This window comes from Allobosea sp. NPDC055594 (genome assembly GCF_053618995.1).
The window spans coordinates 14,569-39,627 of the sequence record NZ_JBSHIO010000016.1 but is presented as its reverse complement, the minus strand read 5'-3'; the positions used below and the strand labels follow the sequence as shown (position 1 = coordinate 39,627).

The window sequence follows — 25,059 nt, the reverse complement described above, 5'->3', positions numbered from 1 at the left end:
GCGGGCTATTCCGCGGCATCGGGCAAGCGTCCCGCGATCAGGCGCAGCGAGACGTCCTCGTCGCGGTTGCGCTCCTGCCACTGCGAATAATAGTTCGTCCTTCGCACCTCGACCGCCGTCACCTTGTATTCCGGGCAGTTGGTCGCCCAGTCCGAATAGTCGGTGGTGATGACGTTGGCGCCGGTCGCGGCGTGGTGGAAGGTGGTGTAGACCACGCCCGGCTGCATGCGCTCGGAAATTTCGGCGCGCAGCGAGATGTCGCCGGAGCGGCTGGCGAGGGCGACGAGGTCGCCATCCTTGATGCCGCGGCTTTCGGCGTCGAAGGGGTGGATCTCCAGCACGTCCTCGGCATGCCAGGCCTGGTTTTCGGTGCGCCTGGTCTGCGCGCCGACATTATATTGCGAGAGGATGCGTCCGGTGGTCAGGATCAGCGGATAGCGCGGGCCGGTGCGCTCCTGCGTCGGCACGTATTCCGTGATCATGAACTTGCCCTTGCCGCGCACGAAGCGGTCGACATGCATCAGCGGCGTGCCGGTCGGCGCCTTCTCGTTGCAGGGCCACTGCACCGAGCCGAGCGCCTCGAGCGTGTCGTAGCTGACCCCGGCGAAGCTTGGCGTCAGCGCCGCGATCTCGTCCATGATCTGCGAGGGATGGCTATAGCCCATCTCGTAGCCGAGCGCCCGGGCGAGCTCGATCGTCACCTGCCATTCGGCCTTGCCGGAGAGCGGCGCCATGACCTGGCGGACGCGGTTGATGCGCCGTTCGGCATTGGTGAAGGTGCCGTCCTTTTCCAGGAAAGAGGAACCCGGCAGGAAGACATGGCCGTATTTCGCGGTCTCGTTCAGGAACAGGTCCTGGATGACCACGCATTCCATCGAGGCGAGGCCGGCGGTGACGTGTTGGGTATTGGGGTCCGACTGGGCGATGTCCTCGCCCTGGACATAGAGGCCCTTGAAGCTGCCGCCGACGGCTTCGTCGAGCATGTTGGTGATGCGCAGGCCCTGCTCGGCGTCGAGCGGCACGCCCCACAGCGCCTCGAAGCTCTGCCGCGTCGCGTCGTCGGCGACATGGCGATAGCCCGAGAATTCGTGCGGGAAGGAGCCCATGTCGCAGGAGCCCTGGACATTGTTCTGGCCACGCAGCGGATTGATGCCGACGCCGTCGCGCCCGATATTGCCGGTCGCCATGGCGAGATTGGCCATGGCCATCACCGTGGTCGAGCCCTGGCTGTGCTCGGTGACGCCGAGCCCGTAATAGATCGCGCCATTGCCGCCGGTCGCGTAGAGCCGCGCCGCGGCGCGGACATCGGCTGCCGGCACGCCGGTAAACGCCTCGCTCGCTTCCGGGGAATTGCGCTCTTCGGCGATGAAACGGGCCCAGATCTCGAAATCGGCGAGATCGCAGCGCTCGCGGACATAATCCTCGGCGATCAGCCCTTCGGTGACTACCACATGGGCGAGAGCGTTGACGAGCGCGACATTGGTGCCGGGCTTGAGCTGGAGGTGATGCTCCGCCTTGACATGCGGCGATTTCACCAGGTCGATCCGGCGTGGATCGATGACGACCAGGCGGGCGCCCTCGCGCAGGCGCTTCTTCATCCGCGAGCCGAAGACCGGGTGGCCGTCGGTCGGATTGGCGCCGATCACCAGGATCACGTCGGCCTTGGCGACCGATTTGAAATCCTGCGTGCCGGCCGAGGTGCCGAGCGTCGTCTTGAGGCCGTAGCCGGTCGGCGAATGGCAGACGCGGGCGCAGGTATCGACATTATTGTTGCGGAAGGCGGCGCGCACCAGCTTCTGGACGAGGAAGACCTCCTCATTGGTGCAGCGCGAGGAGGTGATCGCGCCGACGGATTCGCGGCCATATTTGGCCTGGATGCGCTTGAACTCGCTGGCGGCGTGGTTGATCGCCTCCTCCCAGGACACTTCGCGCCAGGGATCGGTGATCTTCTCGCGGATCATCGGGCTGGTGATGCGGTCCTTGTGGTTGGCATAGCCCCAGGCGAAGCGGCCCTTGACGCAGCTATGGCCTTCGTTCGCCTTGCCGTCCTTGTAGGGCACCATGCGCACGACGCGGTCGCCCTGCATCTCGGCCTTGAACGAGCAGCCGACGCCGCAATAGGCGCAGGTGGTGACCTTGGAATGCTCGGGCTGGCCGAACTCGATCACCTTGTTCTCGATCAGCGTCGCGGTCGGGCAGGCCTGCACGCAAGCGCCGCAGGAGACGCATTCGGAGCCGAGAAAGTCGGTCGGCCCGGCGGCGACGCGCGAATCGAAGCCGCGCCCGGTGATCGTCAGCGCGAAGGTGCCCTGCACCTCGGCGCAGGCCCGCACGCAGCGATTGCAGACGATGCATTTCGAGGGGTCATAGGTGAAATACGGGTTGGAGGTGTCCTTGGGCAGCCAGTTCTCGTTGGCCAAGCCTTCTGCGCCGGTTGGCCGGACATGGTTCTCGCCTTCATAGCCATAGCGGACTTCGCGCAGGCCGACGGCGCCGGCCATGTCCTGCAACTCGCAGTCGCCATTGGCCGAGCAGGTCAGGCAGTCGAGCGGATGGTCGGAGATGTAGAGCTCCATCACGCCCTTGCGCAGGCCCGCCAGCCGCTCCGACTGGGTGCGCACCACCATGCCGTCCTCGGCCGGAGTCGTGCAGGAGGCGGGCGTGCCGCGCCGCCCCTCGATCTCGACCAGGCAGAGCCGGCAAGAGCCAAAGGGCTCGAGCGAGTCGGTGGCGCAGAGCTTGGGAATGGCGGTGCCCATGCTCATCGCCGCGGCCATCACCGAAGTGCCGGCCGGAACCGTGACGCTCTCGCCATCGATCGTCAGCGTCACCGTCTTCTCGGCGATCCGGATCGGCGTGCCGAAATCAATTTCCTTGATCAGGCTCATGGTGAGCTCCTCACTCGGCCGCCTGCGGCAGGGCCTCTGGTGGCGGGCGGTCGAAATCCTCGGAGAAATGGTTCAGCGCGCTCATCACCGGCATCGGTGTCAGTCCGCCCATGGCGCAGAGCGAAGCGTCGGTCATCAGCCGGTTGAGGTCGCGCAGTACGGCGAGATTCTTCGGCCGCTCATGGCCGGCGATGATCTTGTCGACGATTTCGACGCCGCGCGTCGCGCCGATGCGGCAGGGCGTGCACTTGCCGCAGCTCTCCTTGGCGCAGAATGCGAAGGCGAAGCGGGCCTGCCTGGCCATGTCGACGCTGTCGTCGAAGACGACGATACCGCCATGGCCGAGCATCGCGCCGATGCCGGCCAGCGCCTCGTAGTCCATCGGGGTGTCGAGCTGCTTTTCGGTGAGATAGGCGCCGAGCGGCCCGCCGACCTGCACGGCCCGGATCGGCCGGCCCGACAGCGTGCCGCCGCCCATCTCCTCGATGATCGCGCGCAGCGAGATGCCGAAGGCGAGCTCGATCAGCCCGCCGCGTTTGATGTTGCCGCCGAGCTGGACCGGCAAGGTGCCGCGCGAGCGACCCATGCCGTAATCGGCATAGGCCTTGCCGCCATGGTCGAGGATCCAGGGCACGGCTGCGAAGGAAAGGACATTGTTGACGACGGTCGGCTTGCCGAACAGGCCCTGGAGGGCCGGGATCGGCGGTTTCGCCCGGACGATGGCGCGCCTGCCCTCGAGGCTTTCCAGCAGCGAGGTCTCCTCGCCGCAGATATAGGCGCCGGCGCCGACGCGCACCTCCATGTCGAAATGGCGGGTCGAGCCCATCACGGATGCGCCGAGAATGCCGGCATTGCGTGCCTTCAGCACGGCCTGCTGCATCGTCCTGATCGCGTGCGGATATTCCGAGCGGATATAGAGATAGCCCTTGGTCGCGCCGGCCGCGATCGCGGCGATCGTCATGCCCTCGATCAGCAGGAAAGGGTCGCCCTCGAACAGCATCCGGTCGGCGAAGGTGCCGCTGTCGCCCTCATCGCCATTGCAGACGATATATTTCTGCTCCGCCTTGGCGTCGTGGACCGTCTGCCACTTGATTCCGGTCGGGAAGCCGGCGCCGCCGCGCCCGCGCAGACCCGATGCCTTGATCGCGTCGACGATGCTCTGGCTGGACAAGGCGAGTGCCTTTTCCAACCCCTTCAGGCCGCCAAGCCTGCGATAATCGGCGAGCGAGAGCGGGTCGGTGACGCCGACGCGCTCGAAGGTCAGGCGCTGCTGGCGCTTGAGCCAGTCGAGCTCTTCGATCTGGCCGAGACGCAGCTTATGCGCCTCGCCGCGCTCGAAACCCGCCTCGAACAGTCCGGCGACGTCCTTCGCCGCGACCGGACCATAGGCGATGCGCCCTTTCGCCGTCTCGACCTCGACCAGCGGCTCGAGCCAGAGCATGCCGCGCGAGCCGTTCCGGACGATCTCGACATTGCGGCCGCGCGCCTGCGCCTCCTGCGCGACGGCGCGGGCTACCGACTCGGCACCGACTGAGAGCGCTGCCGCGTCGATCGGAACGTAGATCCGGACCGTCTCGCTCATTGCCGGCCTCCGCACAACGCGGCGACGCGATCGGCATCGACTCGGCCGATCAGCTCACCGTCGCTCAGGGCGGAGGGGCCGAGTGCGCAATTGCCGAGGCAGTAGACGGTTTCGACCACCGCATCGTGGCCGCCGCCATGGCCGTCGACGACGATGCCGTGCTCGCGCGCGAGGTCCTCGACCAGCGTCTCGCAGCCCAGAGCCTGGCAGGCCTCGGCCCGGCAGAGCTTGACGACGCGGCGCGGCGGCGGAGCCGTGCGGAAATCGTGGTAGAAGGAGATGGTGCCGTGGACATCGGCCCGCGACTGGTTGAGCGCCTCGGCGATCAGCGGCACGGCCTGCGGATCGACATAGCCGAATTCTTCTTGCAGGGCGTGCAGGATCGGCAGGGTCGCACCTTCGAGATGCGCGAGGCCGGCAATGAGCGAGCGCGCCTCGTCCTGATCCCAGGCTGGGTATTGGGCCATCGTCCCTCCAAGGAAGCCGTTTCGCGACTTTCGAATTTCTGGAGAGGGTGACGAAGTTTAGGATGATTTCAAATCGTTTGTTCTGACTGATCGATAGATTCCAGCTATTAAAAAAGGGGGCGGGGCGCGTTCCCGATCCGCCGGGTCGCAGAAAAATCGCCGATAGCCTTTGCTTATCGTTTGGCTGGCCGGGGGAGGTGCCGTTTCCTTCGGCTGTTTCGATAGTCTGTGGCTATTTCACGATGGGGCGCCGCGGCAGCGCCGCATCGGCCACCGTGTCGGACATCATCAGCAGGTTGCGCGCGAGCGGCGCCGCGGGCTGACGATCGGCCATGATCAGGCCGATCGTGCGCTTGGCGTCGGGCGCGGTGAGCGGCAGCGCCTTGGTGCCGAGCGGCACGCCGAAGAACTCCAGGAGCTGGATCGAGACGATGCTGGAAACGCCCTGGATGCCGGCATGCGAGCACAGGTTGAAGATCGAATTGGTCTCGATCGCCGGCTTCGGGGCATGGCCAACCGAACGGAAAATGCCGTCGATGATCCGCCGGTTCTGCATGTCCGAGGTCAGCAGGCAGAGCTTCAGCGCGGCGGCTTCGGCCCAGCTGATCGTCTCGCGCCCTCCGAGCGGCCCGTCCTCGCGGGTCAGCAGGACGTATGATTCCTGGTAAATCGGTTTGGAGACGACACGTTCCAGCGGCTCGTTGTCGAGATAGGTCAGGCCGACATCGAGCTCGAAATTGTCGATTCCGTTCTGAATCTCGGTCGAGGTCAGCGACAGCACGGTCAGCGCGGCGCCGGGATAGCGCGTCGAGAACGGCGCGGTGATGTGGGCGATCATCGGCAGGGCGGTGGGGACGGCGCCGAGTCTGATCCGGCCGCTGACGCCCTCGCGCAGCTCCGCGATCGCGTCCTTCATCTGGTCGGCCTCGGCGAGGATGCGGCGCGCATGGGCGAGCACGACCTCGCCCTCCTTGGTCAGCCCCTGGAAGCGCCGGCCGCGCTCGACGATCAGGATGCCGAGCTCCTCCTCGAGCTGGGCGATAGCGGCTGACAGGGTCGGCTGCGAGACATGACATGCCTCGGCGGCACGGCGGAAATGCTTCTCGCGGGCGAGCGCGTCGAGATAGACCAGTTGGCGGATGATCATGCGGCGGTTCTGCCCCAGTCTCGGCGCGAGCGTTTCTTCGGCGAGTATTTCTTGGGCATGAGCATTTCGGTAGCCGCCCGGCTTGGCAAGCGCTAGAGCCGGCAGGGTCCAGTCCCGTCTCGGTCCGCACGGCTTGATCTGCATGGCTTTACCTCGTCCGCGCCTGTCCGCGAGCGCCTGTCCCGCCCCGGCATCAGCCGCGCTCCCGGTCTTCCTCGCTGCCGAGCGCCGAGCGTGAGCGTCGTCCTCGCCTGCGATCTCGGCGGCACCTCCTTCCGCGCCGCGCTCGTCGACGGGAGCGGGCGGCTTTGCGCCCAGAGCGCCGTTCCGGGGCCGGCAAGCCTCGATGTGGCCGGCGCGTCCGAGATCGATGCCGATGCCTGGTGGCGCCTGCTGATCGAGGCCTGCGCCGGGCTCGACCGAAAGGCGCCCGAGCTCTTCGCCGCCATCGAGGCCGTCGCGATCTGCGGCGTCACCCGGACCCAGATCATCCTCGGGCAGGGCGGCAGGCCGTTGCGCCCGGCGATGACCTGGAAGGATACGCGCGCCGAAGCCGCGGCCGCCCGCCTGCGCGCGCGGCTCGACCCGGCTCATGCCGAACATGCCGCGATCAATGCCTTCCACCCGCTGGCGCGGCTGGCCTGGCTGCGCGAAGCCGAGCCGGAGACGGTCCGTGACCTCGCGACCGTGCTCGAGCCCAAGGACTATCTGAACTTCCGCCTGACCGGCGTTTTGGTGAGCGATCCTGTCTCCATGGCACGCCTGCACGCCTGCACAGCGTCGGGCCCCGCCGGCGACCTGCTCTCGGCCGCCGGCTTTCCGGCCACGATCCTGCCGTCGCTGCGCGAGCCCTGGGAGCAGGTCGCTCCGGTCCTGCCGGGCCTGCCGGCGCCTCTCGACCGGTTGGCGGGCGCGCCTGTGTTCTGCGCCTCCAATGACACCTGGGCGGCGGTGGTCGGCCTCGGCGCGATGCGTGACGGCTATGCCTACAACATCTCCGGCACCACCGAGGTTCTGGGCATGCTCGGGCCGGAGCCGGCGCAGGCGCAAGGGCTCCTCACCGTCGACTGGCGCGGGCTGTTTCAGCTCGGCGGCCCCAGCCAGACCGGTGCCGACACCGTCTCCTGGCTGCTCGCTTTGCTCGGGCGCGACGGCGCGGCAATCGGCGCCGAGATCGATGCGCTGCTTTCGGGGGCGCGCCAGGGGCAGCCGGTGCTCTTCCTGCCCTATCTCCAGGGCGAGCGCGTGCCCTATTGGGATCCGTCGCTGCGCGGCGCCTTCATCGGCTTGAATCGCCGGCACGGTGCCACCGATCTCGCCTTTGCGGTGCTGGAAGGCGTCGCCTTCCTCAACCGGATAGTGCTCGAGGGTGCCGAAGCTGCGACGGGAAGGCCCGTCACCGAGATCCGCTTCGGCGGCGGGGGCGCGGCGAATCCGGTCTGGAGCCAGATCAAGGCCGATATCTGCGGCCGGCCGGTCGTCGTCGGCGCGTCGCCGGAGCCCGGCCTGCTCGGCGCCGCCATCATCGCCTTCACCGGGCTCGGCTTCTTCGCTTCGTTGGCGGAGGCGCAGGAAGCGCTGGTCGCGACGGCCTCCCGTTTCGAGCCCGACCTCTCCCGCAAGCAGGGTTATGACGCGCTCTTCGCCCTCTATCGCCGCAGCGAGCAGGCGCTCGGGCCGATCTCGCAGGAGCTCGCCACCTGGTCCTGGGATGGCGGCCGGCCCTGAAGTCCCGCTCCGGGGCAATCGCGATCTCCACCGGGCGATTGCGATTGGGGTTGCCGCGCCCGGCTTTGCGCCTTACCGACGGGCATCCAGACCTCCGAGTTCCCGCATGCCGCCGCCCGATCCCGTGAAGCCTGTTCCCTCCCGTATCTGCCTCCGGCCCAGCTTCGCCTGATGGCACGGCCCGTCACTCTGATCACCGGCGCATCTGGCGGTATCGGCGGCGCGCTCGCCAGGGCCCTGGCGCCCGGCCATCGGCTCGTCCTGTCCGGGCTCGAGGCCGGTCCGCTCGCTGAAATGACGGCGGGCATCGAGGCGAATGGCGGCGAGGCCGTGGGGCTCGCCGGCGATGCCCGCGATCGCGAGCTCGGCAAGGCGCTGGTCGAGCTTGCCGTATCGCGCTTCGGCCGTCTCGACAATCTCGTCACCGGGGCAGGGGCCTCGCGCCCGGTGCCGATGGTCGAGATGGAGGACGAGGAATGGGACAAGTTCGTCGACATCAACCTCTCGGCCGCCTTCCGTGTCTCCAAGGCCGCCGCGAAGCAGCTGATCGCACAGGGTGAGGGCGGCGCCATCGTCCACATCTCCTCGATCGCTCATAGCAATGGCGGCGCGAACCTCGCCTATGGCGCGGCCAAGGGCGGTGTCGCGACGTTGACCTACGGCATGGCCCAGCAGCTCGGCCGGCACGGCATTCGGGTGAATGCGGTCGCGCCCGGCATCATCGACACGCCGATGGTCCGCGGCGGCTTTGCGAGCCAGTTCGACGCCCTGGTCGAGGGCGCCGCGCAACGTACCCCGCTCGGCCGGCTCGGCCGGCCGGAGGATGTCGCCGGCGTCATCGCCTTCCTGCTCTCGCCGGCTGCCGCCTTCGTCACCGGCGCGCTGATCCCGGTTACCGGCGGGATCGAAATCCTCTCGCCGATCTCGGCGATCGCCAAGGGACCGGCATGATGGCCGGCATGAGCATGCGCGACTTCATCGGCCGCTACGGCACGGCGCTGGCCGGCCTCCTGCTGATCGTCTTCTTCGTCGCCTTCGCGCCGAATTTCGCGACGACGATGAACATCGTCAACGTGCTGAAGGATACCAGCTTCCTCGCCATCCTGGCGCTCGGCTTCGCTCTCGCCTTCACCGTCGCCGAACTCGATCTCTCGATCTCGGAGATGGCGAGCCTCGCTGCCGTGGTCTGCGGCTGGCTGGTGCAGTTGCAGTATCCGCCGCTGGTCGCGGTCGCGGCGGCGCTTGCCGTCGGCGTCGTGCTCGGCTCGGTCAACGGCTATGGCGTCACCGTGCTGCGCATCCCTTCGCTGATCATGACGCTCGGCACGGCGGCGATCGCCAAGGGCTTCGCCTTCATGATCACCCAGGGCGTCGCCTTCGTCGGGCGTTGGCCGACCGGCTTCACCGGGCTGGCCCGCGGCTATACCTTCGATATTCCCAATCTCGTGCTCTGGCTCGCCGGCGTCACGCTCTTCGCCTGGGGGCTGGTCAAATGGACCCGCACCGGCGCCCATATGGTCGCGACCGGCGAGGCCGACGAGGCGGCGCGGCTCGCCGGCATCGCCACCGCGCGGATGAAGCGCATCGGCCTCCTGCTTGCCGGCGTCCTGGCCAGCATCACCGCCGTCCTGCTCGCCGCCAACCTGTCCTCGGCGGCGCCCAACATGGCCGGCGACTACCTGCTCTACGCGATCGCCGCCGTGCTGCTCGGCATGACCATGTTCGAGCCCGGCAAGCCGAACGTGCCGGGCACGGTCTTCGCGGCGCTGGTGCTCAAGGTGCTCGGCAACGGCTTGGTGCTGCTCGGCCAGCCCTATTACGTTCAGGACATCGTTCTCGGCCTGATCATCATCGGCTCGGTCGCCTTCTCGGCCAGCGCGATGAAAAAGGCGGCATTCAAGGTCTGAGGTTTGGCTGTCATCTCGTCGCTCCTCAGGATGAGGGCCGGGGAGAAACGGAAGTCGGAGGGGAAAGACAATGAAGACAATGAAATCGCTCATGCTGGCGGCCGCTGCCGTTGTCGGTCTGGGGCAGGGCGCACAGGCTTTCGAGCTCGGCGTCATCGGCTTCCAGTTCACCTCGGAGACCCATGCCCGCGTCGCCAATGCGGCGGCCGCCGCGGCCAAGGCCAAGGGCTGGAACGTCACGCTGCTGAATTCCGAGGGCGCGCTGCCCAGGCATGCCGAGCAGTTCGACGCGCTGATCGCCAAGAAGGTCGACGCGATCATCATCGCCATGGGCAAGCCGGTCGAGGCCGACGCACAGTTCAAGGCGGCCAAGGACGCCAAGATCCCGGTCATCACCGTGCAGTCCGGCGCGAGCCCGCATGCGCTCTTCGACATCCAGACCAATGAGTACAAGGTCGGTGCCGAGGCCGCGCTCTACCTGCTTGGCCAGCTCGGCTACCAGGGCAACATCGTCTCGGCCCGCTTCGACCTCAACGTCGCCTCGCGGATCCGCGGCAAGCTGCTCGACGCCGTGCTCTCCGAGAACCAGGCGGTGAAGGAGCTCGGCAAGTTCTCGATGGCCCGCACCCAGAGCTGGCGCGACGATGTCCGCGCCGGCATGCAGGCGCTGCTCCTGCAGAACCAGGGCAAGATCAACGGCATCTGGGCCTCCTTCGACGGCCAGGCCTATATCATCGACGACCTGCTGCAGGCGCAGGGCGTGAAGAAGGGCCAGATCCCGCTGGTCTCGGTCGATGGCGGCAAGGAGACCTATGCCCGCATCGCCGATCCGAACTCGACCTTCATGGCCACCGTCTCGATCCCCTTCGAGGAGATGGGCAAGCAGGCAGTCGACGCGGTCCAGACCATCGTCGTCGACAAAAAGCCGAAGGAGACCATCACCTCCGGTCCCTATCTCTTCACCGACGCCGTGCTGGTCGACAAGAACAACGTCCAGCAGTTCCTGAAGTGAAGATAAGGGCGAACCTCTCATCGTCATGGTCGGGCTTGTCCCGACCATCCACGTCTTCGTTCGTCCGATGCGGTGTTCAAGACGTGGATGCTCGCCACAAGGGCGAGCATGACGGACGGAGCTTTCGGAGCCATTTGCGATGACCGCCACCCCCCTCCTGTCCCTGCGCGGCATCGGCAAGAGCTACGGCCCGGTCGTGGCGGTGCGCGAGGTCGATCTCGACATCCACCCCGGCGAGGTCGTCGCGATCTGCGGCGACAACGGCGCCGGCAAATCGAGCCTGATCAAGGTCATTTCCGGGGCCGAGGAGGCGACGGCGGGCACGATCTCTATGCGTGGCAAGCAGGTCGTCTTCGCCTCGCCGCATGATGCGCTCAGCCATGGCGTTGCGACGATCTACCAGGATCTCGCGCTCGCCCCGCGTCTCTCCATCGCCCAGAACGTCTTCATGGGCTCGGAGCTGACCAAGCCCGTGCTGCTGCCCTTCCTGCGCGTGCTCGACAAGAAGAAGATGGCCGATGAGGCACGCGGCTTCCTCAAGCAGCTCTCGGTCGCGGTCGAGGACATGGACCGGCCGGTCGAACGGCTTTCCGGCGGCCAGCGCCAGGCGGTCGCGATCTCGCGCGCCCTGCGCTGGAAGGCCGAGATCATCATCATGGACGAGCCCACGGCGGCGCTCGGCGTCAAGGAGACGGCGCTCGTCCTCGATCTGATCCGCAAGCTCAAGGCCGACGGCAAGACGGTATTGCTGATCAGCCACAATATGCGCGATGTCGTCGCGCTCGCCGACCGCGTGGTGATCATGGGCGCCGGCCGAAAATATGTCGATCAGCCGCTCGGCGGTCTCACCGCCGACGATCTCAGTCACATGATCATGGCCGGCAACGCCCGCGCCGCCTGAACACCATGCGCGAAACCATCATCATCGACACCGATCCCGGCCAGGACGACGCCGTCGCCCTGCTGCTCGCCTTCGCCAGCGCCGCCGAACTCGATCTCAGGGCGATCACCACCGTCGCCGGCAATGTCCCGGTGGCACAGACCACCGCCAATGCGCTGCGTATCCGCGAGCTCGGCGGGCGCGAGGATATCCCCGTCCATCGCGGCGCCGATGTGCCGTTGGTCTATCCGCTTTCGACGGCGGAGTTCGTCTGCGGGTCGGACGGGCTCGCCGGTGCCGATCTGCCGCCGCCGCGTGGCGAGGTTGCGCCCGGCCACGCCGTCGAGGCGTTGATCGCGATCCTGCGGGCGGCTCCGGATGACGGCGTCACGCTCTGTCCGCTCGGGCCGCTGACCAATCTCGCGCTCGTATTCCGGCTGGCGCCGGACGTGCTGCCGAAAGTGAAGCGCATCGTCCTGATGGGCGGGGCGCTGGCGCTCGGCAACGTCACTCCGGCGGCCGAGTTCAACATCCATGTCGACCCGCATGCGGCGGCGATCGTCTTCGGCTGCGGCCGACCTATCGTGATGATGGGCCTCGGCGTGACGCTTCAGGCGATCGCCGCGCGCGGGCAGGTCGCGCGCCTGCTCGAACACGGCAACGCGGCCGGCCGCGTCGTGCACGGCATGCTGACCCGGCCGCGCCCCGGCGGGCTCGGCACGGTTGGCCACCCCATGCACGATCCCTGCGTCATCGCCTTTCTGCTCTGGCCCGAGCTGTTCTCCGGCCGCGACTGTCATGTCGAGGTCGAGACCGCCGACGGGCCGCTGCGCGGGCGCACCACCATCGACTGGAACGGCCGCCTCAAGCGCGAGCCCAACGCCCATGTCGTCGCGACCGTGCAGGCCGAGGCGCTGTTCGAGCGGATGTTTGCCCGCCTCGCGACTCTGCCCTGACCGGAGAAGACCATGCCCCATTTCGTCGAGGATCTGCAGCAGGAGGCGCAGCGCGCCGTCGCGGCCATGCAGAGCGCCGCCCTCGCCGCCCGTCATATCCATGCCCGCGCCGAGCTGATGCGGCACATGCTGACCACGGCCCGCAAGGTCGCCACCAAGCCGAAGGCAGAGGCCGTCGAGACCGTGGTGCGCGAATGGATGGATGCCTGGAATCTCGGCCGCAGCGAGTGGCCGCATATCGCCCGCGAGATGGAAGCCTTCACCGAAGCCTTCCACGTCTATGCCAATGATCCCAGCGACGCCCATGACGCGGCGCTGCGCCGGAGCTGCGAGGCGCTCGACGCCGCGCTCGCCCGCGAGGGCACCTCGATCAGCGAGCAGATGGCCTTCCGCTCGCAATGCGCCCATCGCTGGTGGGAGCTGGTCGTACCGGTCCCGGCCGATCTGCCCGGCGCCAAGCCGCGCCCCTCGGTGCCGGCGCTGGCGGAAGGGGCGCCGTTCTGGGAGGCCGGCTGCGCCGATTTCTGCCGATGAGTGCTGTGCCGAGCGTTGCTGGCGGGGTCCATCTGCGTGCGCTGGCGCCGGATGATCTCGACGCCTGCCACAGCCTGTCGGTGGCGGTCGGCTGGGCGCATCGGCGCGAGGATTGGGCGCTGGTGCTCGGCCTCGGCCAGGGGCTCGCCGCCATCGCCGAAGGCGAGCTCGTCGGCACCGCGATGTGGTGGGCGTTCGGCTTAGGCCACGCTTCGCTCGGCAGCATCATCGTCGCGCCCGAGCGCCAGGGCGTGGGCATTGGCAAGCTGCTGATGCAGGGGCTGCTCGAGGCCACGAGCGGCCGTTCGCGCGGCCTGATCGCGACAGAGGAGGGCCGGCCGCTCTATGCGAAATACGGCTTCGTGCCAGCCGGTACGGTCCTGCAGCATCAGGGATCGGCACCGGCCATCGCAGCTCTTCCTTTAGAACCGGGCGAAACTCTGCGCCTTGCGACCGAAGCCGATCTTCCGGTTCTGGCCGGGCTCGACGAGGCCGCGACGGGCCTGCCGCGCGCCTCGGTTCTCGCGGCCCTGCTCGATCGCGGCGAGGCCCATGTCCTGGAACGGCACGGCGTCGTCGCGGGCTTCTCCGTCCTTCGCCGCCACGGGCTCGGCTGGCTGATCGGTCCCGTCGTCGCCATCGACGATCGGGCGGCGCGCTGCCTGATCGCTCATGGCCTGGCGGCCCGGCCGGGCGAGTTCATTCGCGTCGACGTGCCTGCGCCGACGGGCCTCGGTGGCTGGCTCGCCGAGCGCGGCCTGCCGCAGGTCGCGTCCGGTCTTGTCATGGCACATGGCCAGCCACCGGTCGCCCGCGGTCCGGCGAGGCTTTTCTCCCTGGTCAACCAGGCGCTGGGCTGACCACCATCGCCACGGGACGCGTCGCCTGCGCCCGTAGCCCGCTCCAGCCGTGATGCAGGGTGTAGAGGCCGACGAGCACGATCAGGACGCCCGAGACATAGGGCGCTCGTGCCGCGAGGGTCGACAGCCAGCGCGATCGCTTCTCGGCCGCGCGCAGGCTGAGCGAGGCGACGACGCCGACCGAGACCAGGGTCAGCGCCAGGCCGATCGAGAAGCACAGCACCAGCACGGCGCCGAGCGTGATCTCGCGCAGCTGCATGCAGATCAGCAGCACGGTGATCGCGGCGGGGCAGGGGATCAGGCCGCCGGTCAGCCCGAACAGCGCGATCTGCCAGGTCGTCACCGGCCGGCCCGAGAAACGGCGCCGGATGTCCTCGGCATGGGCACGCTGATGGGCATCCATCGGCGCGTCCTCGCCGTCATGGCGATGCGCGTGGCCGTTCCCATGCGAATGTCCGTGGGAGTGCCGATGGGAATGACCGTGCGAATGGCCATGACCATGGGTATGCCCGTGCCCGGCCGTCCGCAACGCTGCCTGCTCCGCCCATGTCCGCCAGATCATCCAGAGCGCGATCGCGATGATGATCAGGCCGGAGGCGAGCTGGAACCAGGGCTCCGTCGCCTCGGCGTCGAGATCGCGCGCCAGATAAAGGCCGGTCAGGGCCACCGCCCAGACCACCAGCGTATGCGAAAGCGTCGCGGCGAGGCCGAGCAGGACCGCTTGCGGGACGGAGCCCCGCACCGCGACGATGAAGGCCGCCATCATCGTCTTGGAATGGCCGGGCTCGAGCCCGTGCAGCGCGCCGAGCAGGATCGCGCTTGGAATGAACAGCCAGGCATGGCCCGCACCCTGTGCGAGCAGTTCGGTGAAGCTAGGCACGCGCTCGTGCTCCGGATCCGGAACGGATCGAACGCTGCCGTGCCGTCCGGCATCTGCCGGCGCTGGTCGGGGGCGCCCGTCTCGTCCTCGCCCGCCCGATCTTCGGGATGCGCCCGGTCTCGCGCCGGCGCCTGCCTGATCGGGGTCCGCTTGTGCAGCGGCTGGACCGGCCTATAACCCCCCCAGGAGGATAGGATCAAGATGCAGGACGATGCCCACGCCAAGATCCACCATCATCGACACCCGGAGGTCATCACCCGGCTGAGGCGGGCCGAGGGCCATCTGCGCGCGACCATCGAGATGGTGGTCGATGTCCGCTCCTGTCTCGACATCGCGCAGCAACTGCAAGCGGTCGAGGGAGCGATCGCGAATGCCCGCAAGATCCTGATCCAGGAGCATATCGACCACTGCCTGGAGGAGGCTGCCGGCCATATCCCGGATGGCTCGCGCGAGCTGCTGGCCGAATTCAAGGCGATGACCAGGTTCCTCTGAGCCAGCGCCAGCGAATGGCCGGGTTGCCTGCACGGCGCTGGCGATCTCGCCCCCCGTCGCGCATGATCGCGGTTGAAACGATTTAATCCGAAGTGGAGGAACTATGCTTGAGGATCTGAAGGGCATGCGTGCCCTGATCACCGGCTCCAGCACCGGCATCGGTGCGGCCGTCGCCAAGGCCTATGCGGCGCATGGCATGCGCGTCATCGTCCACTACAAGTCGAGCGAGGCGGAGGCCAATGCGGTCGTCGCCGAGATCCGCGCCGCCGGCGGCGAGGCGCATGCGCTCAAGGCGGATGTCTCCGACAGCGCCGCGACCGAGGACCTCGTCGGCAAGGCGGCCGAAAAACTCGGCGGGCTCGATGTCCTCGTCAACAATGCCGGCGCGCTGGTGAAGCGCACCCCGATCGGGGAAGTGGACGACGCCTTCTTCGACAGCGTCGTCGACCTCAATGTCCGCTCGGTGGTGATGGCCTCGAAGGCCGCGCTGCCGCATCTCAAGCAGTCCGGCCATTCCAGCGTCATCAATCTGAGCTCGGTCGCGGCCCGCAATGGCGGCGGTCCGGGGTCCTCGCTCTATGCCAGCTCCAAGGCCTTCGTGCTCAACCTGACCCGCGGCATGGCCAAGGAGTTCCTGCCCTTCGGGATCCGCGTCAACGCCGTCTCGCCCGGCGTGATCATGACGCCGTTCCACGAGCGCTATTCGACGCCGCAGCAGATCGAGGCCATGCGCCAGACGATTCCGATGGGGCGCGTCGGCACGCCGCAGGAGAATGTCGGGGCGTTCCTGTTCTTCGCCAGCCCGTCGATGAGCGGCTACGTCACCGGCCAGACCCTCGAGGTCAATGGCGGCCAGTTCATGGTGTAGCCGGCATAGCGCCGACGTGCCGCTTGACGCCGCGCGTCGGCGCCGACAATGGTCGGGCCGTTGGGGTGGCTCGGGGTGGCCTGTGACAGTGTTGAACAGCAATCCGGCCACGGTCCGGCATCGACGTTCTGCCGCGCCGGTGGCGTTTCTGCTCGCCGGGCTGCTGGCCGGCTGCGCCGGTGACGTCAAGGGCGTGCTCGGGCCCGTCGCCGCGGGCGCGCCGGGCACCAGCAAGGTGACCATGCTGGTCGCGACGACGCGCGCGCCCGATGCGGATGAGGGCGTGCTGTTCTCGGGCGAGCGCGGCAAGAGCGCCTTTGCCGAGATCACCGTCTCGCTGCCGCCTGACGAGAAGCGCACGATCGGCGAGGTGCAATGGCCGAGCCGGCTGCCCGGCAACCCGGCGACCGATTTCGTCACGCTGAAGGTCGACAAGCTCGATCGGACCGCCGCGCTGGCGCGCCTGCATGCGGCAGCGTCGAAAGTGCCGAAGCGCCGTGTCATGGTCTTCATCCACGGCTTCAACAACCGTTTCGAGGATGCGGTCTATCGCTTCGCCCAGATCGTCCATGATTCCGGTGCCGAGGTCGTACCGGTGCTGTTCACCTGGCCCTCGCGCGGCTCGATCTTCGCCTATGGCTATGATCGCGAGAGTTCCAACTACTCCCGCCATGCGCTCGAGAACCTGCTCCAGGCGCTCGCCCGCGACCCGGCCGTCGGCGAGGTCTCGATCCTCGCCCACTCCATGGGCAACTGGGTCACGCTCGAGGCGCTGACGCTGATGGCGATCCGCAATCGCGGCATTCCCGCGAAGATCGCAAACGTCATGCTGGCCTCGCCCGATGTCGACGTCGACGTCTTCCGGACCCAGGTCAAGGAGATGGAGGGGCGCAAGCCGAAATTCACCCTGTTCGTCTCGCAGGACGATCGGGCGCTCGCGGTCTCCCGCCGCGTCTGGGGCTCGACCGCGCGCCTGGGGGCGATCGACCCTGACGTCGAGCCCTATAAGAGCGAGATGGAGGCGGACAAGATCACCGTCCTCAACCTGACCAAGCTCAAGAGCGGCGACAGCCTCAACCATGGCAAGTTCGCCGAGAGCCCCGAAGTGGTGAAGCTGATCGGCACGCGTCTGGTCTCCGGCCAGCCGATCACCGATTCGCGCGTCGGCCTCGGCGACCGGCTGATCCAGGCGACCGGCTCGGCCGCTGCGGCCGTCGGTACCGCGGCCGGCCTTGTCGTCTCGGCGCCGATCGCGGTCATCGACCCGCATACGCGCAATAATTTCGGCGACAAGGTCGAGGAGCTCGGCCGCAGCATCAAGGATGCCGGCGATGCCACCGGGCAGGCCGTGGCCGCGCCATTGGAGCGTGTCGGCCAGCAAAGGTGAAGATCGCCAGGCCCGGGCGGTGATCCCCGCCAGGCCTTCTGGCGGCCTTGCCCCCTCAGCGGTTGAAGCGCACCGGCACCGAGAGCGAGACGGTTCCGCCACCGCCGACGCCGTCCGGCGGCGCCGGAACCGGGCTGGCCCGCCGGATCATCGCCGCCGCCTCGGCGTCGAGCGCGGCGTCGCCGGAGGAGGCGACGACCCGTGCCGAGAGCACCCGTCCGCCCCTGTCGATCGCGAAGGCGACCTGCACCGTGCCGGGATTGGCGCCGGCCGGGAAGCGCTTATGGCGGTTCAGATGCGCGATCAGCATGCCGCGCCATGACGCGCTGGAGACGCTGGGGCGCGAGGCCGCGCCCTGTGCCATGGACGGCGCCGCGCCTGTCGGCGTCGAGGCCTGCGGCGCGGCGGCCTCGCGCGCCTTCGGACGCTCGCGATCGACCCGCCGGCGTTCCACCAGCTTCTTCGGCCGCTCCTTCTTCTCGACGATCTTCGGCTTCGGTGGCGGCTTCTTCTCCACCTCCTTGGGCTTCGGAGGCGGCAGCAGCACCGCGTCGAGCTGCGGGATCGCCGGAAGCGGCGGCAGCTCGATCTCCGGCTGCTCGACCGGCATTGGCTCGGGTTCGGGCTCCGGCTCCGGCAGGGTCTCTTCGACCGGCTCGGGTTCCGGCGTCGGCTCGGTTTCGGGCTCGACGCGCTCGGGCGCCACCGGCAGGTCCTCGGCCGGTGCCTCTGGCGCGATCGAGAGGGCGGCAAGCTCGATCATCACGGCCGGCTCGGGCGCGCCGGCGGCGGCTTCTGCCGGGCGCCAGTTGAGCGCGACCCACGCCGCGCCGCCATGGACCGAGGCGACGGTGAGCGCCGCCGCGGCCCATCGCAGGGCGGCGAGGCCGCGTCTTTGCGGGGCGATCGCGATCATGGCTTCGTCGCTCCCTGGCCGGTGTCCTCGAGCCCGACCAGCGCGATCTTGAGATAGCCGGCCTGGCGCAGGCTGTTCATCACCTCCATCAACTCGCGATAGGCGACGGCTCCGTCGGCACGCAGAAACACGCGCTGCTCGCGGTCATGGCCGGTCTGGCGGTCGAGCACGTCCTGCAAGTGCTCGCGCGCCACGCTGTCATTGCCCAGCGCCAGCGAGAGATCCTGTTTCACGGTCAGGAAGACCGGCTTGTCCGGGCGGGGCTGCGGCTGCGCGTTCGAGACCGGCAGGTCCACCGCGACGTCGACGGTGGAGAGTGGCGCCGCCACCATGAAGATGATCAGCAGCACCAGGATGACGTCGATGAACGGCGTGACGTTGATCTCGCTGACCTCGGCGAGATCGCCATCCTGGGGCTCCTTGAGCGAAACCGCCATCCCCGCCTACTCCGCCCGGGCGCGCGGCAGCGCCGCGGCCTGTGCCGGAACCGCATGCAGCCCGGCGCGCGCCTGCGGGGCGCGGCGCATCCGTTCCAGATCGCGCGAGAGATGGCGCAGCACTTCGCCGGACGCGTCGGACAGCGTCGCCCGATAGCCGGCAATCGAGCGCGAGAAGACGTTGTAGATGATCACCGCCGGGATCGCCGCGACGAGGCCGATCGCGGTTGCCAGCAGCGCCTCGGCGATGCCGGGCGCGACCACTGCGAGATTGGTCGTCTTCGCCTGGCTGATGCCGATGAACGAATTCATGATGCCCCAGACCGTGCCGAACAGGCCGACGAAGGGGGCGGTCGAGCCGATCGTCGCCAGCAGACCGGTGCCGCGCGCCATGTTGCGCCCAGCCCGGGCCTCGATCCGCGACAGGGCGATGGCGACGCGTTCCTTGATGCCTTCCTCGCCGAGATCGGCGGAGCGCTCGCGCTCGTTCTGGGCGGCGGCGACCAGGAACGCGACCGGCCCACGCCCCTGGCTCTTGCGCCCGGCGATGGCCTGCGCCGCTTCGTCCAGGCTGCCGGCCTGTTGCAGCCGGCGCGTCGCGCGCTGGGCGCGGGCCTTGGCGGCGGCGAGTTCGACGGCCTTGGCGAGCCAGATCGTCCAGGTCACCAGCGAGGCGAAGGCAAGCCCGACCATCACCGCCTTCACCACGATGTCGGCCGCCATGAACATGCCCCAGGCGGAGAGGTCATGCGGCAGGGTCGCCGGCGCGACCACGGTCGGCATCGGTGTGGGCAGCGGCGAAAGCGGCGTCATCGTGGACGGGGTGGAGGGACCGCCGATCGCGCCGTGGGGCACGCCTTCGGGAATCGTCGGCGCGGATTGGACTTGCGCCTCGGCGGGTAGGGCCGGAGCGGCGGGCGAAGGAATGCTCTGCGCGAGCGCGCTCGCTCCGGGGAGGGCGGCGAGGCTCATCGCGAGCAGGACAAGGCCGATCAAACGCTGCATCGAATGGTTCCGTAGCCTGGGCTGAGTGCCTTCTGATGGGAGCGCCGGAGGTTCGCGAGATGACAGGCGGGCGCTCGGCCGTATCGTGGCCGCTGGGGATGCATCCGGGCAGGACGCCGCCGGTACGACCGTTCGCAGCAGTTAAGACAAACAAGATAACTTAGCAAATACAATAATTTACATGCTTTCTAAAGTGCGGCTGACCGCGTCGGGGTTGCGGCCGGCCGGCGGAACGCACGGTGCGGATGGACCGCCCGGCGCGCCCTCAGACCGTCCCCGCATCGACGATGAAGTTCTGGCCGGTGCACATGCACGAGGCGTCCGCGCAGAGGAACAGCACCATGGCGGCGATGTCGGCCGGCAGGATGTCGCCCTTGATCGACTGAGCCTGCTGGGCCGCCTGCCATTTCTCCGGAGTGACCCAGAGCCTGCGCTGCCGCTCGGTCATCACCCAGCCGGGTGTGACGCAATTGACCCTGATCCCGTCCGGGCCGAGCCCGCGGGCCAGCGAGCGGGTGAAGCCGAGCACGGCCGATTTGGCTGTCGTATAGGCGATCATGTGCGGCGAGCCCTTCATCCACGAGGTCGAGGACAGGTTGACCAGCGCCCCGCCGCCCAGCCCGCGCATATCGGGCGCCAGGGCCTGTGCCACGAACATCATCGGCCGGAGGTTCACCGCGAGGCGGTCGTCCCAGTACTCCGGCGTCACCTGATCGAAATCATGCCGCTCGTCATGGCCGGCATTGTTGATCCCGATCGCGAGGGGGCCGTGCAGCGCACGCGCCTCGGCGATGGCGGCTCGTGTCGCCGGGATGTCACGCAGGTCGACGGCGTGGAAGGAGACGGTGCGGCCGGCGGCCGCCAGTTCCGCCGCCAGATTATCGCCGCGAGCGGCGTCGCGGTCGAGGAACGCCACCTTGCAGCCCTGCGCCGCCAGTGCCGCGACGATGGCCCTGCCGATACCGTCGGCACCGCCAGTGACCAGGGCCGCGCGCCCAGCGAGGTCGGGATAGATCGCCGAAAGCGTCATCGGCAGGGCTCCGTCAGCATGGCCGGCGGCGGGCCGGTCCCCTCGACCCGCCCGGCGGATCGCGCACCAGTTCTATGAAACAGAAACGCCGAGTCGGCGATCTCCCTTCGGCGAGCCCCTGCCGAAACGTAATGCCGCAGGGCGGGGAGGGCCCGCCCTGCGGCAGCGATGCCTGCCGGAGAGGTCGGCGCTCGTGCTCAGTGCTTGTGGCCGCCGGCCGGGGCGCGGGCTCCGACCGACTGGACCGTGAATTCGACCGCGACGGCACCGGCCTTCTCGAAATTGAGCGTCGCCTTGATGCTCTCGCCCTCCTTGAGCTGACGTTTCAGATCCATCAGCATCAGATGGTAGCTGCCGGGCTTGAGCTCGGTCTTCTCGCCGGGTTTGATCACCAGGCCATCGGGCAGGCCGCGCATGGTCATGACGCCGTCCTTCACCGCCATCTCGTGGATCTCCACCTTGCCGGAAACCTCGCTGCTGCCGCCGAGCAGGCGGTCCGGGGCGCTGCCGGTATTGGTCACCACGAGATAGCCGCCGGCGATCTTGGCGCCGGCCGGCGTCGCCCGCGTCCAGGGCTGTTCGAGCTTGAGTGGCCCGGCGGTGTAGTCGTTGGCCAGGGCCGAGAACCCCACGAGCGAGAAGGCCAGGGCGGCGGACATACGAATGAGAGAGTTCATCTTGAGGCTCCTTTAGCCGGGTTGAAAAGGTTGAATGGGAATCAAGGCTTGATCTCGACGGTGTCGTTCAGGCGGATCATCTCGAAATCCGAGACCAGGATTTCGATCTCGACGCTCCAGTGTCCGGCTATGGGCACGGTCAGGCCCTCGACCAGCCAGTTGCCGTCGGGCTGGCGCAGCGCCGGGCGTTCGACCGGCTCGATGCCGGCGGAGCGGTTGGCGAGCGAGAGGCGCACCTCCTTGGCCGTGAGCGGGCCGAAATCGCCGTCGAGCAGGGAGATCGAGACGCTGCTGGGGCCTGCCCGTCCCGGCATGATGCTGATCTCGGCCATCGCCTTGTCGCTGTGGATATGGACCGAGGCCGGCGCCGCTGCGGCGACGGCTACCGCCAAGGCCCGGGGCGGTGGCGTGAAGCGCCAGAGTGCGGCGGTGGCGAGGATCGCCAGGACGACCACGATCTCGACGCCGATCACGCGTCGCAGGCGGCGCCGAGCCGGCTCGGCGCCCTCTCGCGCCGGCGCGGTCAGTCGGTAGCGGTTGAAGGCTGCGAGCCCCAGCAGGGCGGCGACCAAAGCGAGCTTGGCCGTGAGAACGAGGCCATATGCGCTGGTCAGCAGCGCACCGGGCTGCTCGACCTGGACGATGGCGAGGGCGACGCCGCTGGCGAGCAGGATGACCAGGACCAATGGCACGCGGCGCGAGAACCGGGTCAGCGCATCAGCTCCGCCGGCCTCGCGCAAAGCCAGAGCGAGGGGAAGCAGCGCGCCGGCCCAGGCCGTCATGGCGAGCCCGTGCAGGAAGACGGCGGGGCGCATCAGCCATTGCGGCGAGGCCGCACTGGCATGGCCGCTCGCCGCCAGCGCCAGCCCGGCACCGAGCAGGGCGGCGATCGCGAGCGCGCGGCCGGCGCCCCCTGTCCGCGCCAGCGACATCAGCCCAGCCAGCAGGGCCAGGCTCGCGATCGCGGCGGTGCGGCCAAAACTGCTGCCGATCCCGGCCCGCCAGATCTCTGGACGCAAGACGTCGGAAGCCGGGGCGGCCAGGGCGTCGAGGCCCTGCGCGCCTAAGGCCAGCGGCAGGGCGGCGAGGCCGAGGAGGAGGAAGAGGCGGAGCGGCTTGCCCGCGCTCGCGGGCAAGGGCCCGACCCAGGCCGAGAAGGCGACGCCGCCAATGCCGAGGGCGAGGCCGAGATAGAGCCCGACGCGCCCCAGCCAGAGCGCCAGGGTGACCGGCAAGTTTCGTTGCGAGCTTGCCTCCGGCGGCCTTTCGCTCGGCCTTCCGACAGAAAACACCACCGAGCCACCGACGGGATGGCCGTCCTCGGAGATCACCCGCCAGCTCAGCACATGGCTGCCCTCGGCGAGATCGGCCGGCGCCTCGATCGTCAGCGTCCTGTCGCCGAGCGAGAAGCGTTCGAGCGTCTTGGCCGCCCCGTCCGGGCCGATCAGGCGCAGCACCAGCGGCGAGACCGGCTCGCTGAAGCTCAGCGTGAATTGCGCGGGCGCGCGCGCCATCACGGCGCCGTCCGCCGGCAGCGTCGTGACGAGCGCGGCATGGGCGAGGGCGGAGCCGGGCCGCAAGGTCGCCGCGGCGCAGGCCCCGAGCAGGATGAGAAGGATGAAGAGGCGCCGGATCATGGGTTTGGAGCCGGCGGCCGGGCACGAGGCCCGGCCGCCTTCGCCTTACTTTTTCGGGATGAGCTTGAGGCCGGGCGCCGGGAATTTGTAATCATCTGCGCTCTTGCCCTCGGCTGGGATCTCGATCCAGCGCTCGACGCCGCCGCCCTCGCATTCCTGGACGACCGGCACGTGCAGCGTCGTCTCGGGCTTGAGGTCGGCGGTGAGATAGCCGCGCAGCACGAACTCGTCATAGTGCTCGTCGAGCAGCTTGCCGCCGCTCCAGACCACCTCGGTGACGCCCTCGGCGGTCGGTGTGCCGTAATAGTCGTAGGTCTTGCCGTATTTGCCTTTCACCGTCTCCAGTGCCCAGCCCGCCTTCGGCATCGGCTTCACCGCGATCATGCCTTCCGGCACGCGGATGCGGACCTTGATCGTCGGGGCGCCCTTGCAGCCATGGGGCACGCGCAGCACCGCCTTGTAGGTCGAGCCGACCGCGGCCTGCTGGGTTTCGAGCGTGACATGGGCGAGGGTCGGGGAGGTGGCGAGAGCGGCGAACGCTGCCGCGAGGAATGCGGATTTCGACATGGTCTGAAGCCTTTGGCGTCTTCGGCCGCGGGGGCGCGAAGGGGCGAGCTTGCCCTGAGGATGAGCCTGCGCGCAGGCTGCTCACGTTGAGCGGGAGCAACGAAGGCGCTGTTTGCTGAGAAGATCGCCCATTGCACGCCGAGCTGTCGCCGGCCCTGCGAGGGCAGGGCGGCCTGACGTGGAAGGGCGGGGAGCTGCCGGCGCGCCTGGCGCGGGCGGGCTCAGATGGCGGCGGGTGGCGCGCGCGGATTGGCCGGGGAGCGCCCGGCGGCGAAGCCATGCGGCAGGTCGCGCCTGAGCTGGAAGGCGATCAGATCGACCGGGCGATGGATGACCGGGGTGAAGCCGGCCGTCGCGGCGGGCGCGCCGGAACCTGAGAGGAAGCAGCCGAGCATGCAGCAGCTCGGCATCTCGTGGGGCGCGGCGCCGCCATCGGCGGGTGGCATCTCTCCAGGCGCGCATAGCGTCATGCCCAGCGAGCGGTCGAGGCTCATGCCGGCCGCATGCGCACCGGAGGCGAGGCCGCCGAACACCGCCTGCAGCACGAGCAGATAGGCGGCGGCGATCGCGGCCAACCGGCTCCATCCTGCTTTGCGGCGTATTGCGGACAAGCTCTGCCCTCCTGCCCCTTCGATAGCATGGCGGTGCGGCGCGTCAATTTCGCAGGGGCGGGCGCGTTGCCGCAGGCCGTGTCCTCGACCAGAAGGAGAAAATCCTTCTACGGCGCTGGTGCTTTAAGGTGGTCGGTTCTATTGACCGGCTTCGATCCGGCCGCGATCCTCCGCGCCGGTTTTGGCCGGGCATTCGGACCGGCCGTCGCCCGGCAGGACCGGGCATTCGACAGGCTGCGCCGCGATCGCACCGCAGCCCAGGAACAGGTTGATTCATGATCCTCGACGAGCGCACCTACGCGATCAAGCCGGCCCATGTCCGCGACTATCTCGACCTCTATGTGAAGGAGGGCATGGCGCTGCAGATCTCGCATCTCGGCCAGCTGATCGGCTGGTTCACCACCGATAGCGGTGTCGTCAACGAGGTCGTCCATATGTGGCGCTTCGAGGATGCGGGCGATCGCGAGCGTCGGCGTGCGGCGATGGAGGCCGATCCGCGCTGGCAGGAATTCCGCGCCAAGGCCGCTCCCTATGTGCTGGAGATGCGCAGCCGCATCCTGCGACCGACAGATTTCTCGCCGCTACGCTAGT

Annotated in this window: 26 protein-coding genes; 13 read left to right on the top strand and 13 right to left on the bottom strand. The window is 68.5% G+C overall.

Annotated features, from left to right (window positions below; genetic code table 11):
- Nucleotides 1-5: 5 nt before the first annotated feature.
- The 4 genes from fdhF to ACWGRX_RS23040 all read right to left on the bottom strand — a co-directional run bounded on the left by fdhF (nucleotide 6) and on the right by ACWGRX_RS23040 (nucleotide 6,084).
- On the bottom strand, nucleotides 6-2,888 hold the full coding sequence (fdhF, locus tag ACWGRX_RS23055) for a formate dehydrogenase subunit alpha (protein WP_452119471.1): 2,883 nt from the start codon (nucleotides 2,886-2,888) through the stop codon (nucleotides 6-8).
- A 10-nt stretch (nucleotides 2,889-2,898) separates the two neighbouring features.
- Nucleotides 2,899-4,470, bottom strand: a complete 1,572-nt coding sequence (locus ACWGRX_RS23050) for a formate dehydrogenase beta subunit (RefSeq protein ID WP_452119470.1) — start codon at nucleotides 4,468-4,470, stop codon at nucleotides 2,899-2,901.
- Entirely contained in the window at nucleotides 4,467-4,937 is a 471-nt protein-coding gene (locus ACWGRX_RS23045; RefSeq protein ID WP_291646402.1) for an NAD(P)H-dependent oxidoreductase subunit E, read from the bottom strand. The genes ACWGRX_RS23050 and ACWGRX_RS23045 overlap by 4 nt, the downstream gene beginning before the upstream one ends.
- A gap of 232 nt (nucleotides 4,938-5,169) precedes the next feature.
- A complete protein-coding gene (locus ACWGRX_RS23040; RefSeq protein ID WP_291646403.1) occupies nucleotides 5,170-6,084 on the bottom strand; it encodes a LysR family transcriptional regulator in 915 nt (304 codons plus the stop codon).
- 234 nt (nucleotides 6,085-6,318) lie between these two features.
- On the opposite strand from ACWGRX_RS23040, the gene ACWGRX_RS23035 reads away from it, so the two are divergent.
- The 8 genes from ACWGRX_RS23035 (at nucleotide 6,319) to ACWGRX_RS23000 (ending at nucleotide 13,961) form a co-directional block, all read left to right on the top strand.
- A complete protein-coding gene (locus ACWGRX_RS23035) occupies nucleotides 6,319-7,812 on the top strand; it encodes a xylulokinase (RefSeq protein WP_452119469.1) in 1,494 nt (497 codons plus the stop codon).
- A 171-nt stretch (nucleotides 7,813-7,983) separates the two neighbouring features.
- A complete protein-coding gene (locus ACWGRX_RS23030) occupies nucleotides 7,984-8,763 on the top strand; it encodes an SDR family NAD(P)-dependent oxidoreductase (protein WP_452119468.1) in 780 nt (259 codons plus the stop codon).
- An 8-nt stretch (nucleotides 8,764-8,771) separates the two neighbouring features.
- A complete protein-coding gene (locus ACWGRX_RS23025; protein WP_452119467.1) occupies nucleotides 8,772-9,719 on the top strand; it encodes an ABC transporter permease in 948 nt (315 codons plus the stop codon).
- 70 nt (nucleotides 9,720-9,789) lie between these two features.
- Nucleotides 9,790-10,731 (top strand): sugar ABC transporter substrate-binding protein, encoded by a 942-nt coding sequence (locus ACWGRX_RS23020; RefSeq protein WP_452119466.1) that lies wholly within the window; start codon nucleotides 9,790-9,792, stop codon nucleotides 10,729-10,731.
- A gap of 139 nt (nucleotides 10,732-10,870) precedes the next feature.
- Nucleotides 10,871-11,632, top strand: a complete 762-nt coding sequence (locus ACWGRX_RS23015) for an ATP-binding cassette domain-containing protein (RefSeq protein WP_291636127.1) — start codon at nucleotides 10,871-10,873, stop codon at nucleotides 11,630-11,632.
- A gap of 5 nt (nucleotides 11,633-11,637) precedes the next feature.
- Entirely contained in the window at nucleotides 11,638-12,567 is a 930-nt protein-coding gene (locus tag ACWGRX_RS23010; RefSeq protein ID WP_452119465.1) for a nucleoside hydrolase, read from the top strand.
- 12 nt (nucleotides 12,568-12,579) lie between these two features.
- Nucleotides 12,580-13,101, top strand: coding sequence for a hypothetical protein (locus ACWGRX_RS23005; protein ID WP_452119464.1), 522 nt, complete (start codon nucleotides 12,580-12,582; stop codon nucleotides 13,099-13,101).
- Nucleotides 13,098-13,961, top strand: a complete 864-nt coding sequence (locus ACWGRX_RS23000) for a GNAT family N-acetyltransferase (RefSeq protein WP_452119463.1) — start codon at nucleotides 13,098-13,100, stop codon at nucleotides 13,959-13,961. Before ACWGRX_RS23005 ends, ACWGRX_RS23000 begins: the two co-directional genes overlap by 4 nt.
- On the opposite strand, the gene ACWGRX_RS22995 is transcribed toward ACWGRX_RS23000, so the two are convergent.
- Entirely contained in the window at nucleotides 13,942-14,841 is a 900-nt protein-coding gene (locus tag ACWGRX_RS22995; RefSeq protein ID WP_452119462.1) for a nickel/cobalt efflux transporter, read from the bottom strand. The genes ACWGRX_RS23000 and ACWGRX_RS22995 overlap by 20 nt on opposite strands.
- A gap of 201 nt (nucleotides 14,842-15,042) precedes the next feature.
- On the opposite strand from ACWGRX_RS22995, the gene ACWGRX_RS22990 reads away from it, so the two are divergent.
- The 3 genes from ACWGRX_RS22990 to ACWGRX_RS22980 all read left to right on the top strand — a co-directional run bounded on the left by ACWGRX_RS22990 (nucleotide 15,043) and on the right by ACWGRX_RS22980 (nucleotide 17,588).
- Complete coding sequence (locus ACWGRX_RS22990) at nucleotides 15,043-15,333, top strand: metal-sensing transcriptional repressor (RefSeq protein WP_291636137.1); 291 nt, start codon at nucleotides 15,043-15,045, stop codon at nucleotides 15,331-15,333.
- Nucleotides 15,334-15,436: 103 nt separating this feature from the next.
- Nucleotides 15,437-16,201: an SDR family NAD(P)-dependent oxidoreductase gene (locus tag ACWGRX_RS22985; protein ID WP_291646418.1), complete on the top strand. Its 765-nt coding sequence runs from the start codon at nucleotides 15,437-15,439 to the stop codon at nucleotides 16,199-16,201.
- A gap of 139 nt (nucleotides 16,202-16,340) precedes the next feature.
- Entirely contained in the window at nucleotides 16,341-17,588 is a 1,248-nt protein-coding gene (locus ACWGRX_RS22980) for an alpha/beta hydrolase (protein ID WP_452119508.1), read from the top strand.
- A gap of 55 nt (nucleotides 17,589-17,643) precedes the next feature.
- Here ACWGRX_RS22980 and ACWGRX_RS22975 read toward each other — a convergent pair whose 3' ends face one another.
- The 8 genes from ACWGRX_RS22975 to ACWGRX_RS22940 all read right to left on the bottom strand — a co-directional run bounded on the left by ACWGRX_RS22975 (nucleotide 17,644) and on the right by ACWGRX_RS22940 (nucleotide 24,432).
- Nucleotides 17,644-18,504: a TonB family protein gene (locus ACWGRX_RS22975; RefSeq protein WP_452119461.1), complete on the bottom strand. Its 861-nt coding sequence runs from the start codon at nucleotides 18,502-18,504 to the stop codon at nucleotides 17,644-17,646.
- Nucleotides 18,501-18,941, bottom strand: a complete 441-nt coding sequence (gene exbD, locus ACWGRX_RS22970) for a TonB system transport protein ExbD (RefSeq protein WP_452119460.1) — start codon at nucleotides 18,939-18,941, stop codon at nucleotides 18,501-18,503. Before exbD ends, ACWGRX_RS22975 begins: the two co-directional genes overlap by 4 nt.
- A 6-nt stretch (nucleotides 18,942-18,947) precedes the next feature.
- Complete coding sequence (gene exbB / locus ACWGRX_RS22965) at nucleotides 18,948-19,946, bottom strand: tonB-system energizer ExbB (protein WP_452119459.1); 999 nt, start codon at nucleotides 19,944-19,946, stop codon at nucleotides 18,948-18,950.
- A gap of 265 nt (nucleotides 19,947-20,211) precedes the next feature.
- Complete coding sequence (locus ACWGRX_RS22960) at nucleotides 20,212-20,976, bottom strand: SDR family NAD(P)-dependent oxidoreductase (RefSeq protein WP_452119458.1); 765 nt, start codon at nucleotides 20,974-20,976, stop codon at nucleotides 20,212-20,214.
- A 197-nt stretch (nucleotides 20,977-21,173) separates the two neighbouring features.
- A complete protein-coding gene (locus tag ACWGRX_RS22955; RefSeq protein ID WP_291636151.1) occupies nucleotides 21,174-21,653 on the bottom strand; it encodes a copper chaperone PCu(A)C in 480 nt (159 codons plus the stop codon).
- Between the two features lie 41 nt (nucleotides 21,654-21,694).
- Nucleotides 21,695-23,290, bottom strand: a complete 1,596-nt coding sequence (locus tag ACWGRX_RS22950) for a copper resistance CopC/CopD family protein (protein WP_452119457.1) — start codon at nucleotides 23,288-23,290, stop codon at nucleotides 21,695-21,697.
- Between the two features lie 45 nt (nucleotides 23,291-23,335).
- Nucleotides 23,336-23,857, bottom strand: coding sequence for a YcnI family copper-binding membrane protein (locus ACWGRX_RS22945; RefSeq protein WP_452119456.1), 522 nt, complete (start codon nucleotides 23,855-23,857; stop codon nucleotides 23,336-23,338).
- A 221-nt stretch (nucleotides 23,858-24,078) separates the two neighbouring features.
- Nucleotides 24,079-24,432: a hypothetical protein gene (locus ACWGRX_RS22940; protein WP_452119455.1), complete on the bottom strand. Its 354-nt coding sequence runs from the start codon at nucleotides 24,430-24,432 to the stop codon at nucleotides 24,079-24,081.
- Nucleotides 24,433-24,495: 63 nt separating this feature from the next.
- Here ACWGRX_RS22940 and ACWGRX_RS22935 point away from each other — a divergent pair, with 63 nt between their 5' ends.
- Together ACWGRX_RS22935 and ACWGRX_RS22930 are read left to right on the top strand one after the other, a co-directional pair.
- A complete protein-coding gene (locus tag ACWGRX_RS22935) occupies nucleotides 24,496-24,747 on the top strand; it encodes a hypothetical protein (protein WP_452119454.1) in 252 nt (83 codons plus the stop codon).
- Complete coding sequence (locus ACWGRX_RS22930) at nucleotides 24,744-25,058, top strand: NIPSNAP family protein (protein WP_316018786.1); 315 nt, start codon at nucleotides 24,744-24,746, stop codon at nucleotides 25,056-25,058. The genes ACWGRX_RS22935 and ACWGRX_RS22930 overlap by 4 nt, the downstream gene beginning before the upstream one ends.
- Nucleotide 25,059 lies beyond the last annotated feature (1 nt).